The 12,413-nt window shown below is 46.2% G+C and carries 10 protein-coding genes and 3 tRNA genes; 4 read left to right on the forward strand and 9 right to left on the reverse strand.

The window, feature by feature from the left end; genetic code table 11:
• Positions 1-261: 261 nt before the first annotated feature.
• Complete coding sequence (locus LJ740_RS10580) at positions 262-1,884, forward strand: glycerol-3-phosphate dehydrogenase/oxidase (protein ID WP_229529064.1); 1,623 nt, start codon at positions 262-264, stop codon at positions 1,882-1,884.
• Between the two features lie 261 nt (positions 1,885-2,145).
• On the forward strand, positions 2,146-2,433 hold the full coding sequence (locus LJ740_RS10585) for a DUF6471 domain-containing protein (protein ID WP_229529065.1): 288 nt from the start codon (positions 2,146-2,148) through the stop codon (positions 2,431-2,433).
• 13 nt (positions 2,434-2,446) lie between these two features.
• On the opposite strand, the gene LJ740_RS10590 is transcribed toward LJ740_RS10585, so the two are convergent.
• From LJ740_RS10590 to alaS, 7 genes are all read right to left on the reverse strand, one after another.
• On the reverse strand, positions 2,447-3,511 hold the full coding sequence (locus LJ740_RS10590; RefSeq protein WP_229529066.1) for a zinc-binding metallopeptidase family protein: 1,065 nt from the start codon (positions 3,509-3,511) through the stop codon (positions 2,447-2,449).
• A 56-nt stretch (positions 3,512-3,567) separates the two neighbouring features.
• Positions 3,568-4,497, reverse strand: coding sequence for a GGDEF domain-containing response regulator (locus tag LJ740_RS10595; RefSeq protein ID WP_229529067.1), 930 nt, complete (start codon positions 4,495-4,497; stop codon positions 3,568-3,570).
• A gap of 129 nt (positions 4,498-4,626) precedes the next feature.
• A tRNA-Arg gene (locus tag LJ740_RS10600) sits at positions 4,627-4,703 on the reverse strand.
• 303 nt (positions 4,704-5,006) lie between these two features.
• Positions 5,007-5,083, reverse strand: a tRNA-Arg gene (locus tag LJ740_RS10605).
• Between the two features lie 41 nt (positions 5,084-5,124).
• Positions 5,125-5,215 (reverse strand) — tRNA-Ser (locus LJ740_RS10610).
• Positions 5,216-5,450: 235 nt separating this feature from the next.
• Complete coding sequence (gene csrA, locus LJ740_RS10615; protein WP_229529068.1) at positions 5,451-5,666, reverse strand: carbon storage regulator CsrA; 216 nt, start codon at positions 5,664-5,666, stop codon at positions 5,451-5,453.
• Between the two features lie 133 nt (positions 5,667-5,799).
• Positions 5,800-8,397 (reverse strand): alanine--tRNA ligase, encoded by a 2,598-nt coding sequence (gene alaS / locus LJ740_RS10620; RefSeq protein ID WP_229529069.1) that lies wholly within the window; start codon positions 8,395-8,397, stop codon positions 5,800-5,802.
• A 250-nt stretch (positions 8,398-8,647) separates the two neighbouring features.
• On the opposite strand from alaS, the gene LJ740_RS10625 reads away from it, so the two are divergent.
• On the forward strand, positions 8,648-10,012 hold the full coding sequence (locus tag LJ740_RS10625) for a serine hydrolase domain-containing protein (RefSeq protein ID WP_229529070.1): 1,365 nt from the start codon (positions 8,648-8,650) through the stop codon (positions 10,010-10,012).
• 18 nt (positions 10,013-10,030) lie between these two features.
• Here the strand turns inward: LJ740_RS10625 and LJ740_RS10630 are convergent, their stop codons facing one another.
• Positions 10,031-10,477, reverse strand: a complete 447-nt coding sequence (locus tag LJ740_RS10630; RefSeq protein ID WP_229529071.1) for a regulatory protein RecX — start codon at positions 10,475-10,477, stop codon at positions 10,031-10,033.
• A 43-nt stretch (positions 10,478-10,520) separates the two neighbouring features.
• On the opposite strand from LJ740_RS10630, the gene LJ740_RS10635 reads away from it, so the two are divergent.
• Positions 10,521-11,657, forward strand: coding sequence for a GNAT family N-acetyltransferase (locus LJ740_RS10635; RefSeq protein WP_229529072.1), 1,137 nt, complete (start codon positions 10,521-10,523; stop codon positions 11,655-11,657).
• Positions 11,658-11,660: 3 nt separating this feature from the next.
• Here LJ740_RS10635 and LJ740_RS10640 read toward each other — a convergent pair whose 3' ends face one another.
• Positions 11,661-12,404, reverse strand: a complete 744-nt coding sequence (locus LJ740_RS10640; RefSeq protein ID WP_229529073.1) for a substrate-binding periplasmic protein — start codon at positions 12,402-12,404, stop codon at positions 11,661-11,663.
• Between the last annotated feature and the right edge of the window lie 9 nt (positions 12,405-12,413).

Below are 12,413 nucleotides of genomic sequence, written 5' to 3' on the forward strand. Positions count from 1 at the left end.
CATTGAGCAGGTGTAATCGTTTTTACACCTGCGCAATGCAAAACTGTTAAAATTTTTCATTCTCAGTCTCATTTTACTAATCACCTGATACCAGCCAGATATAGAGCAGTATTCTGAGCGAGCAATTCTTTATTCTGATTGGTATCACCAGCCAATTCGGCTAGCATTAATATTTTTCGATAATCCTTGCCTTCTGTGCACGGTTACGTAGACTAGACAGTCTTATATAAGATACATGTTTTAATCAATTTAGTGGCTGGAATGATGAATCTTCGCAAAAGTAATCTCACAAAACTGGGTAAACAAGACTTTGACGTGCTAATCATTGGCGGTGGCATCAATGGCGCAGTATCTGCATCGTCTCTGGCTGCCAAAGGGGCCAAAGTGGCTCTGATCGACAAAGGCGATTTTGCCGGATTCACCAGCTCTAACTCTTCAAACCTGGCCTGGGGAGGCATCAAATATCTCGAATCCCATGAATATGGACTGGTCTACAAATTGTGTAAGAGTCGCAATCACCTTATGCGCCAGTATCCCTCAACAGTGCAGGAAATTCGGTTTTTAACCAGTATTCAAAAAGGCTTCCGCTTCCCGCCCTTTATGGTATTCCTGGGCACCATTTTGTACTGGATGATTGGCAAGTTTTTCACAATCGCCCCTAAATTTCTCAGCGCCGGAAACATCAAAAAATTAGAACAGGTGGTCAACACCCAAAACGTAGCCGGTGGATTTGAGTATTCTGACTGCTATTTACACGATAACGACGCCCGCTTTGTATTTAATTTTATTCGCCAAGGCATGAGTTACGGATGTATCGCCGCCAATTACGTGGAAGCCAGCAATGCCGTCTACGAAGATGGCCTGTGGCAAACCCAGGCAAGAGATACGATCAGCGGCGAAACCTTTACTATTCGCTCAAAAGTGTTCATCAACGCCGCCGGCCCGTTTGTCGATACCATCAACCAAACCATCCGGCAACAAACTGAGCATCACCATGTATTTTCAAAGGGCATCCATTTAATTGTGAAGCAAATAACCGATAGCGGTAAAGTGCTGACCTTCTTTGCTGATGATGGCCGTTTGTTTTTTGTCATTCCGATGGGGCGACGCACCTGTATTGGCACCACCGATACCCAGGTTGACTCGCCCTATTCCAGCGTTACCGAAGCTGACAGACAATTTGTTTTAGACAATGTAAACCGCTTGCTGGACCTGGATGAACCCCTGACTCAGGCTGATATCATCGCTGAACGTTGCGGGGTCAGACCGCTGGCCATCAAAGGCAAAAATGGCAAGGCGGACTGGGTGCAACTCAGCAGAAAACACGCAGTGGACATCAATCCTGCATACAAGCACCTGTCCATTTTTGGCGGTAAACTAACGGATTGTATTAATGTCGGCGATGAAATCGCGCACGAAGTTGAGAAGCTCGGGATCCATCTCCCCTACCGAGAACAGAAATGGTACGGTGAACCCGGGGATGCAGTAAAGCAAGAGTTTCTCCATCGCGCCCGGTTAATGGATTTGGATGCTATGACACCGGAAGGTGCCTCAGAACCGCTGACACAACGATTCTGGCGGCGCTATGGACGTAACGCCATTAGTATGTTGGAGAGTATTCGTGAAGACGCCAGCAAAGCCGAACGACTGATCGCCAATGCTGAGTACCTGAGAGTGGAAATAGAGCATGCAGCCCGTAGGGAAATGGTGACTAAACTGGAAGATTTTCTGCGCCGCCGCTCCAAAATTTCGCTGGTAGTGCGTCACGAAGAGATCCTGGCGGCTCCGGGACTGCGGGAAGCCTGTGATATCTTATTTGGTGACGAAGCAGAAGCCAAACTGCAGGAGTACATTCAGGATATGGCCAGCAATTCCAACCGGTAAAAATCCTTGTGCCCTCAGGGTTAATGTCACAATTACAATTCGCCATACGCGGTTGCAGAAACTCTGATTGTCTATCTGTCCCGTATAACACAGTAATAGTGATATTTTGCCAAAAATACAGTAGGTCCAGATAATTTACCCAAAAGCCACTTTTAGCACCTGATTTATATAACATTTTTATTAAATTTGGAGGTGAGCTATAGGCATTTATAGAATTATAGTTATAATCGTTTTCGATTATAGGCTTCGGGCAGGACAGCAATGGGCAAAGATTCGAAAGAAAAGAGCAGGATTGAAAAAAACCTGGATAAAATCGCTGCTACAGAAATCAAACGCCATATTAAAGCTGAAATGGCGCTGGCGGGTTTAACTTATAAAGATCTCGCTGAGCGAATGTGCCAATTAGGCCGCCCTATCTCAGAGCAAAGCTTGCGCAACAAGGTAAGTAAAGGCTCACACCGAACCACATGGTATTGGGATCTGATGCGCGTGATCCGCAGCAACCCGGAAACTCCAATCCTGCCACCTCAGCAGTCAGAAGAAGATTAATCCCATGCCTGGCTCAACAGGCCCTAATACTCTGATGCACAAATTCCAGCTTGGCGATAACCTTAGGCGACAGTACAAAGGGGTAGGCATGACTATGTCCCATACTGCGGTTCAGACTATTCAAGGCATAGGTTAGCGGCAGCCAATGCTCAATAATGATTTTAAAATCTGACTGATTGTAGGGGTTAAACTCAACATCGGCTTCATAACCCTCCGATTTGGCCGCTCTTGGTCGCACCTGTAAATCAAATTGATACGCGGTTTCGAGTGTATCTACAATATGTAAATAGTGTGCAAAACTCTCCGCCCAGTCCTCCCAGGCATGGCTACTGGCGTAACTACTGACATAGTCATTTTGCCAGTTTTCAGGTGGGCCTGACGCGTAGTGAGATTGCAACGCCTGCGAATAGTCGCGGGTTTCATCGCCAAACACCGCCCTACAAGCCTCCAGCAGCGGACTATTTGCGATAAGTCGATCCCAGTAATAGTGCCCTGACTCGTGCCTGATATGACCCAAAATGGTCCGGTATGGCTCCGCCATTTGATGTCTCATACGCTCCCGCTCAGCAGGATCAGCTTCTGCAAGATTGATGGTAATATGTCCCTGGCTGTGCCCCGTCATAACCCGCTCACGTTCAGAAAATTGCGCCGGAGAATCACTTAAAAACGAAAAGGACAAACCGGCCACTGTATCCTGCTCTTTGCCCGTTAATGGCAACCCCAGCTGAATGACGCTGTATATCAGGCGTCGCTTTTCTTTTTCCATCGTATGCCACAGGGATAAGTTACCTTCAGTGGCCAAATTGGGGATGGTGTCATTCAGTCGGCAAGCGCGGCAGTATTCTTCGTTGTCCGATTCGGCCACCAACCAGTTGCAGACATTGTGTTCAGAATAGTTTTTACACTTCCTGTACGCAGCAGATGCCCCCACAGGAATGCGGTTTTCAGTGACATCGTCCTGCAGGGCCACAATACTCAGAATCTCAGGGGCAAAGCCTATCTGGTGCCCGCACTGGGTGCAGACAACGTTCTCAAAATACAACAAATTACGACAAACCGGACAATTGAATAAACGCATGTTAACCCCTCTGACATTGATGCAATACAGACGGCCCTGGCTTGCAGAAAGTCACATCAGCCTTCGAGTTTATGGAAGTATTCACCGACGATGCGATTGCGCCCTTCACTTTTGGCCCTGTACAGTAATTTGTCAGTCATTTTGACCAATGTATCTGCAGCCTGGTCTACCGGAAAGGCCGTACACAGACCACTGCTAAAGGTAGCGTAGTCGGCCACGGCTGAAGCAGCATGAGGAATCGCCAGCGCCGCGAAATCTTGTAACAACCCCTGCATTATTTTCGTGGCCTGCTCGAGGTCACAATCAAACAAAATGACAGCAAATTCCTCACCGCCGTATCGGGCCACAAAGTCTGAACCACGCTTGATGTTGGACTGTAAACAATCAGCCATGGACTTCAAACACTCATCCCCTGCCGGATGACCATAAATATCGTTGTATTGTTTAAAAAAGTCGATATCAATCAATGCCAGTGAGATGGGCGCTGAAATGCGACGGGCGTGACTCCAGGATTTTTCTAAATAGTCATTAAATGCACGTCGGTTGGAAATTTCGGTCAGGCCGTCTATACGTGCCAAATTTGCCAGCAATTCAGTTTTGCGAATAAGCTGTGCCTGAAGGTCTACACGCGCTTTTAGCACCGAGACATTGATTGGCTTTGAGATGTAATCACTGGCGCCTAATTTGAGGCCTTCTATTTCGTCTGATGGCTTATCTTTGCCGGTGATAAAAATAATATTCAGGTCGCCATAGAGATCGTGATTGGCTTTAACTTCCCGGCAGATATCCAGACCACTGCCATCCGGTAACCCAATATCCAGTAGCAGTATTTCAAAAGGTTGAGTCTGGAGCTTTTGCATCGCCTCAGCTTTATTGGCGGCGATGGTCAGGCGATAATTTTCTTCCAACTTTTCAGCAATGATTTGCTGACTGGCAGCGTCATCTTCCACAATGAGGATGCGATAGTTGTATTGTGAATTAGGCATAGGTCACAGTCCTGTAGGTCATCACAGCTACCATACAGGACGAAACTAACAGATGTACAGAGCAGGCCGGAATAATTTGGCGCACAAAACAAAAAAGCCCGAATCTTTCGATTCGGGCTTTCTCTGGTATGGCGCGTGTGGAAGGATTCGAACCTCCGACCGCCTGGTTCGTAGCCAGGTACTCTATCCAGCTGAGCTACACACGCTTTAAAACTTGTTCAATTTTTGAGATGTACGAGCACCTATTTAATTCAGCTTAAACTTCCACCTAAGGTAGTTTAACCCTTCCCTGGTGAAGGCTTCCAGCTCGGCGTCCGCTTGCCTCGCGTTCAAACCGGAAATTGCTCCAGGTATTCGCAATTTCAATTTCGGTTTTCACCCAGCTGAGCTACACACGCTTTAAAACTTGTTCAATTTTTGAGATGCAGCTGCATCTCTGTTTAGCGCTAAACTAAACTCATTATAATGGGTGAGCCAGATACTTCAAATATTGGAAACCATTTCAGGAATGGCGCGTGTGGAAGGATTCGAACCTCCGACCGCCTGGTTCGTAGCCAGGTACTCTATCCAGCTGAGCTACACACGCGCAGATATTTGAAAATCTACCAATTAGTCTTAAAAACTAAATGGCGGAGAGGGAGGGATTCGAACCCTCGATACCAGTAATAGGTATGGTTCCTTAGCAGGGAACTGGTTTCAGCCACTCACCCACCTCTCCTAACTTTGTCGCCAACTCCGTTACGAATAACAGCGTCAGTGCCAAAATGTGGATGCGAAGTTTAATGATTAGTGTGGCGAAGTCAAACAATTTTTTAAGGAAATTATTTGGATGCTGGCTATTTGAACAATGAAGCTAATAATTAACCAAAAAGTCAATATTTAGCGATGTTAATAACAAGCCGGCAATGGCCACATAAAGAAGAAAGGCTGGATAACCAGCCTGCTTTTAGAGATCAATCTTCGCTCTTATCAGCGCCCGATTCATGGGCTGCCAGCTGAGCATTTTTCTCTGCTTGTATGCGCATGTAAATTTCTTCACGATGCACAGATACTTCTTTTGGTGCATTCACACCGATTCGAACCTGGTTTCCTTTAACCCCTAAAACAGTGACTGTCACTTCATCACCAATCATCAGGGTTTCACCAACACGTCTGGTCAATATTAGCATTCTCTTGCTCCCGTTCCGTTATTCCAATGGTAAATCCTTTTCTAAATTCCAAGTGCGCCAATCATCCGGTTCAGCGCACCCGATACCGTTCCTTATTTTTTTGCGTCATTAAAAAACTGGTATGTAATTTGGATTATAGCTTATCTTCTAACCATGTCGAGATAGACTTTAGTCCAACTGACAGATTTTCGGGTTGAGTGCCACCTGCTTGGGCCATATCTGGTCGTCCACCACCTTTACCACCCACTTGTTGCGCTACAAAGTTAACCAGTTCGCCAGCTTTTACCTGATTGGTTAAATCTTTGGTAACGCCAGCAATCAAATTAACCTTGTCATCACTTTTCACAGCGAGAAAGATAATTCCTGAACCAATTTGATTTTTTAAATCATCCACCATGCCGCGCAAAGCTTTTGGTTCAACCCCTTCTAATTCAGAGACCAGCACTTTGGTACTTTTTATTTCAACAATTTTTGAAATAAGATCGTTCCCCGCCTGACTGGCCAACTTCTGTTTTAACTGTGCAACTTCTTTTTCCAAAGATTTTTGCTGTTGTGTTATCGCGTCTATACGGTCTGTAACCTTGTTCGGATCGGTTTTAAGTTTATCAGCAATGGTGCTTACTGCTTCAATGGCAGACTGCGTATAGGCCAGCGCGGCTGCACCTGTAATGGCTTCTATACGTCTGACACCCGCAGCGATGCCACCTTCAGAGGTAATTTTAAACAGGCCTATGTCGCCGGTACGCTCCACGTGAGTACCGCCACACAACTCAACGGAGAAGTCGCCCATGGAAACTACACGCACTTTTTCATCGTATTTTTCACCAAATAACGCCATAGCACCGGACGCTTTCGCCTCTTCCAGTTCCATCAATTTGGTCTGAAGACTGTTATTAGCCCGAACCTGTTGATTAACCATGGTTTCAATCTCACGCAACTGAGCCTTGCTGACCGCTTCCAGGTGAGAAAAGTCAAAACGCAGTTTGTCAGCCTCAACCAGGGAGCCTTTTTGATTAACATGGCTACCCAGAATTGTGCGCAGTGCAGCATGTAACAGGTGAGTGGCACTGTGATTTAATTTAATCTGTTGACGGCGTTCTGCGTCAATTTCAGTGGTTACTGTGTCGTTGACACTCAGCGCCGATTCCGCTTTGCCTTTATGAGCAACTGCTTTACCTAACTTAATAGTATCTGCGACAACAAATTGGCCATTTGCCACTTTCAGATAACCGGTATCCCCAACCTGACCACCAGATTCAGCGTAAAACGGTGTTTGATCCAAAATCACAACACCTTCATCTCCGGCGTTAAGTGATTGTACTGCCTGACCATCCTTAAACAACTCGACAACTTTAGCTGAGCCCTGTTCCTGCTCATAGCCGGTAAAATCAGAAATCTGTTCTGATTTCAGCATGTTATTGTAATCTGCACCGAAGTTGCTGGCCTGCTGTGAGCGTTTCTGTTGCTCTGCCATTGCAGCTTCAAAACCCGCTTCGTCTACTTTTAATGATTTTTCCCGCAGCACATCGTTGGTCAGATCCAATGGAAAACCGTAAGTGTCGTATAACTTAAACGCCACATCACCCGCCAGCGTGTCACCTTGCAACTGTGCGATAGCGTCATTCAGGATATTCATGCCACGATCCAAAGTACGGGAAAACTGCTCTTCTTCCAGCTTCAATACTTTCTCTACAACCGCTTGCTGCTCTTTCAGCTCTGGATAAGCTTCGCCCATCTGCGCAACCAGAGACGCCACCAGCTTATAGAAAAATACATCTTTGGCCCCCAGCTTATTACCGTGACGAACCGCGCGGCGAATAATTCGGCGCAACACATAACCACGGCCCTCATTAGACGGCATAACACCATCACAGATTAAAAAGCCACAGGAGCGAATGTGATCGGCAATAACCCGTAAGGATTTATCTTCCAGATCGCTAACCCCGACAATCCTGGCGGCATCAGCAATTAGATTCTGGAAAATATCTATTTCATAGTTGCTGTGTACGTTTTGTAAAATGGCTGAGATTCGCTCAAGTCCCATGCCGGTATCGATAGACGGTTTAGGTAGGGGTTCCATGGTGCCGTCAGCCTGACGGTTAAACTGCATGAAAACCAGGTTCCATATTTCAATAAAGCGATCACCGTCTTCTTCAGGCGATCCCGGTGGGCCACCCCAGATATGTGCACCGTGATCATAAAAAATTTCGGAGCAAGGACCGCAGGGGCCGGTATCGCCCATTGACCAGAAGTTGTCTGAGGTAGAAATGCGAATTATCTTTTCTGCCGGTACACCAATTTCTTTGTTCCAGATGTCGAACGCTTCATCATCCTCGGAATACACAGTAACCAGCAGTTTCTCTTCCGGCAGGCCCAGATTCTGAGTCAGAAAATCCCACGCGAAACGAATCGCTTCATTTTTAAAGTAATCACCAAAGCTGAAATTACCCAACATCTCAAAAAAGGTATGATGACGGGCTGTATAACCTACGTTTTCTAAGTCGTTGTGTTTACCACCGGCACGCACACAGCGCTGCGAACTTACCGCCCGGGTGTAACTGCGCTTATCCGAACCAAGAAAAACATCTTTAAATTGATTCATACCCGCGTTTGTAAATAGCAGCGTGGGATCGTCATGAGGCACCAGTGAGGAACTGGAAACTAATTGGTGGTTGTGACTCTGAAAATATTCAAAAAACGAGTTTCTGATCTCAGCCGTACTTTTGGTCATCGGGCATCCTAATTAAAATTCGCGAATTGTTTTGAAATAGGGCGCAAGATAGCATGAATCAAGGGCTAATTAAAATTGATTAGTTTTACCTGAGTATAAATAAACAGCTTTAATCCGAATTTTGATGGTTGCCGGGTAAAAGCGCTGCCAAAATCCCACACTAGGCCGTTTTTTGGGCAATGACAGTTTGGTAAAAATCCTGTTAGCATGTGGTTATTGCATCGCAACCCCAAGGACGAGAGAAAGACCAATGAATTTCTACACAGCCGTGATTCTGGGCGTAGTGTTAACCATCACTACCATGACACAGACAAAAGCGACGGAACACAACAATATGAACTTAAACCGCAGCCAACTTAGTCAATACCTCGATGCCCTGAATCAAAACCACAAAGCCATGTCTGCGGTTTATATCTCGGTTCAGGGACAACCCGTTTTTGAACACTATGCCGGCAGTGCTTCGGTGGCCAACCGGGTGCCGCTTTCCGCGACTACGCGATTTCGTATCGGGTCAGTAACTAAAACCTATACGGCGGTGTTGGTAATGCAGGCCATTGAGCAGCAGAAATTACGCCTGGACAGCCCCCTGAGTCGCTACTTTCCTGATATTCCCAATGCTGATGGCATCACAATCCAGCACTTGTTGAATCATCGCTCCGGTATACACAGTTTTACCGATGAACCCGATTACCCAACCTACATGACCAAAGCCAAAACGCAGGCTGAAATGTTGGATATCATAGTGCAATACCCCGCTGATTTTGAGCCGGATGAACGCCACGCCTACTCCAATTCAAACTACGTTTTACTGGGTTACATACTGGAATCTGTGTATCAAAAACCCCTTGCTAACATCATCGCGGAACACCTCAGTGAACCTCAGCAATTCACGGCTACACTTTATGGTGACGCCATAGATAGCGAGACAGAAGCCAGTTCTTATTATTACGCCGATGGCTGGCAATTGTCGCCGGAAACCCATTTAAGTATTCCTCATGGCGCCGGGGCAATGGTGTCAACGGCTAAAGAAGCTAATCAATTTATTAGTCGATTATTTCAGGGCAAGCTGGTGTCAGATGACAGCTTACAGGCCATGATCCGCCTGCAAGATGGCTATGGATTTGGTTTATATGCCCTGCCCTTTCACGAACATACCTTTTTAGGTCACAACGGCTCAATAGACGGCTTTTTATCAGCCAACGCCTATAACCCGGAAGATGACGTAGCCATCACTGTGTTAAGCAACGCCATGAATTACAGTTTCAACGACATTCTCATTGCGGTATTGAGTAGCCTGTATGGCAAAGAATTACTGATTCCTGACTTTTCCGCTAAAGCCCAGGCCCTGAACGAAACAACGATGACGAAATTGACCGGCGATTTCAGCAGTGAGGACCTGCCGTTGGATATCCGTGTTTTTATTGAAAATCAAAAACTGATGGCTCAGGCCAGCGGACAAGGCGCATTTCCGCTTACTGCCTATTCTGAACTGGAATTTCGTTTTGATCCTGCCGGTATTGTCATTAAATATGACGCAGACAGCCTGAAATCCAATAAATTTCAACGCTTTACGCTGATTCAGGGTGGCGGCAAATTTCTCTACAACATGAAATGAGTGAGCTTCAGAGCAAACTTAATCATCGTCGTTGCTCGTTAATGCATATTGGATCTGCTCTTCGGAAAAGCCCCGCTGCCACAGGTAACGTTTTTGTTTTTGACGAGCCTGCCAGTCCTGTGGCTCGGCGTCGCGAAACTTGCGTTGCCGCGCCTGACGGCAAAGTTCAAACCAATCTACCTGTGCATCTGCGACAGCTGTCTGAATTACTGCTGCCGACACCCGGTGTTGTTGCAGTTCGTCTCTGATCCTGGCAAACCCATAATACTTAGCAGCTCTGGACCGGATAAACATCTGGGCAAACCGGGAATCCGACTGATAATCTTGTTCTTTCAGGCGCAATACTTCAAGATGACAGGCGTTTTCATCAAAGCCCTTTTGCGTCAGCTTGCGTATAAGCTCAACCTGACTATGCTCGCGCCTGCTCAGTAAGCGAATAGCCGCTTCCCGAATCGGTGCAGTCAATTTGTTCTGGGATTCTTCAAACACGAAATCAGTTGGCCGTTTAATGTCGTTAAAATTGCAATTTTGTCCTGAATTAACTCAAATTAATAGTGAGCAGTGGGATCAACTGACACGCCATCACTATCCATTTTTACGTTATGCGTTTTTGCAGGCACTGGAAACATCAGGTTCAGTTACCGCAAAAACCGGATGGCAACCTTATCACTTATGGGTCACAGACAATAGCACACCGGTAGCCTGCATGCCGCTTTACATCAAAACCCATAGTTACGGTGAATACGTATTTGACTGGTCCTGGGCTGATGCCTATCAACGCTATCAGCTAAACTACTACCCCAAACTGGTAAACGCTATTCCTTTTACACCGGTAACGGGGCCGCGAGTAATAACATCAGCAACAACCGATAAGGCGACTATCGAAGCACAGATATTAAGCGCATTACAACAGGAGTCGCAAAAGTTAGGTTTGTCTTCCATCCATGTGTTATTTCCGGAATCGCTACCGGCACGCGACAATGCAACTTGGAGCACAAGACACAGTGTTCAGTTTCAGTGGTATAACCGGGGTTACAATGATTTTAATGATTTTCTGAGTCACTTTGCCTCGCGCAAGCGGAAAAATGTGAACAAAGAAAGACGCAAAATCCACGACAACAACATTGTTATTCGCCGTTTCTGTCAGGACAGTTTGCAACCGGAACATCTGGAATTTTTCTACAGCTGCTATCAACAAACTTATCTGAAACGCAGTGGTCACGAGGGATACCTCAACCTGGACTTTTTTAAAACACTATTTGCCACTATGGCGGATAATTTACTGATTGTGCAGGCGGAAAAGCACGGAGATCCTGTTGCGGCAGCACTTTATTTTTACGACAAAAATGGCCTGTACGGGCGCTATTGGGGCTCACTGCAAGACATTGACGGACTGCATTTTGAATGTTGCTACTATCAGGGCATAGAGTTCGCGATTGCCAAGCAAATACCGTTGTTTAATCCGGGTACCCAGGGCGAGCACAAGATTCAACGCGGCTTTGAACCCACCTTGTGCTACTCACAACACTGGTTGGCAAATCCGCAGTTCAATCGAGCGGTTCAGGATTTTGTGCACAATGAGCAACAGCACATCGCACAGTATCAGGCGCAGGCATGCAGCCTGTTGCCGTTTAAGCAAACCTGATGTTTATTGCACACCCCAGCGGCTCTGAATTTGCGCCAGCTCACCGTTGTCTTTTAATTGCTGTAAGGCGTCTTTGAATTGTTGTACCAGTGCATCGTCTGTCAACACATTAAAGGCAAAATACAGCTCACTGTTAAGTGACGGGAAGGCTGTAACTGGCTGCAGTGCGTTGAAGTCCAGGCCATTTCGCCGGGTTCTTTCCATCAGACCATTACGCGATTCGATAATCAGGTGGGTACGTTCCATAAAGAGCATTTTAAGACTGTTATTTGCATCTACAGAGCGAGTGATATTGCTAAATTCGAGTCCGTCCAGATATTCCGCAGCATTAGTACCAATAGTGACGGCGACATGGTAATCACGTAACTCATCAATTTGCGCAACAGGTTGCCGGAAACGAGATTTTAAGCCCCAAAACCAGGCTTTTTCTTCTCCTACTTTACCCACCCACTTAAACATGTTTTCCCGTTTCGCCGTGCGTGCAATGGAAAAAATCAATGCATTCTTTTGATTCAGGCTGTTTTTAAATGCCCGCGCCCAGGGCAATACGCGAATTTCATACTGCTGTTCCGTCAACTGAAAAAGACGACGCAATACCTCAACCGAATAACCGGTTAATTGCTGATTATCATCACGGTACTGAAATGGATACAGTATTTCGGTGTAAGCAATAATAGGCTGTGCGGTTACTTTAGTGCACCACAACACACATACCATTATTGCGACTGAAAAAGCTTTAAAACTCAATGAATCTCC

Origin of the sequence: Planctobacterium marinum, assembly GCF_020687805.1 — a bacterium.
Taxonomy (GTDB): Bacteria; Pseudomonadota; Gammaproteobacteria; order Enterobacterales; family Alteromonadaceae; genus Planctobacterium; species Planctobacterium marinum.

What these genes read in the sequence shown, in the direction of transcription:
- LJ740_RS10580 (WP_229529064.1), top strand. Translation starts at nt 262, where the DNA reads ATGATGAATCTTCGCAAAAGTAATCTCACAAAACTGGGTAAACAAGAC.
- LJ740_RS10585 (WP_229529065.1), top strand. Translation starts at nt 2,146, where the DNA reads ATGGGCAAAGATTCGAAAGAAAAGAGCAGGATTGAAAAAAACCTGGAT.
- LJ740_RS10590 (WP_229529066.1), bottom strand. Translation starts at nt 3,511, where the DNA reads ATGCGTTTATTCAATTGTCCGGTTTGTCGTAATTTGTTGTATTTTGAG.
- LJ740_RS10595 (WP_229529067.1), bottom strand. Translation starts at nt 4,497, where the DNA reads ATGCCTAATTCACAATACAACTATCGCATCCTCATTGTGGAAGATGAC.
- csrA (WP_229529068.1), bottom strand. Translation starts at nt 5,666, where the DNA reads ATGCTAATATTGACCAGACGTGTTGGTGAAACCCTGATGATTGGTGAT.
- alaS (WP_229529069.1), bottom strand. Translation starts at nt 8,397, where the DNA reads ATGACCAAAAGTACGGCTGAGATCAGAAACTCGTTTTTTGAATATTTT.
- LJ740_RS10625 (WP_229529070.1), top strand. Translation starts at nt 8,648, where the DNA reads ATGAATTTCTACACAGCCGTGATTCTGGGCGTAGTGTTAACCATCACT.
- LJ740_RS10635 (WP_229529072.1), top strand. Translation starts at nt 10,521, where the DNA reads ATGTCGTTAAAATTGCAATTTTGTCCTGAATTAACTCAAATTAATAGT.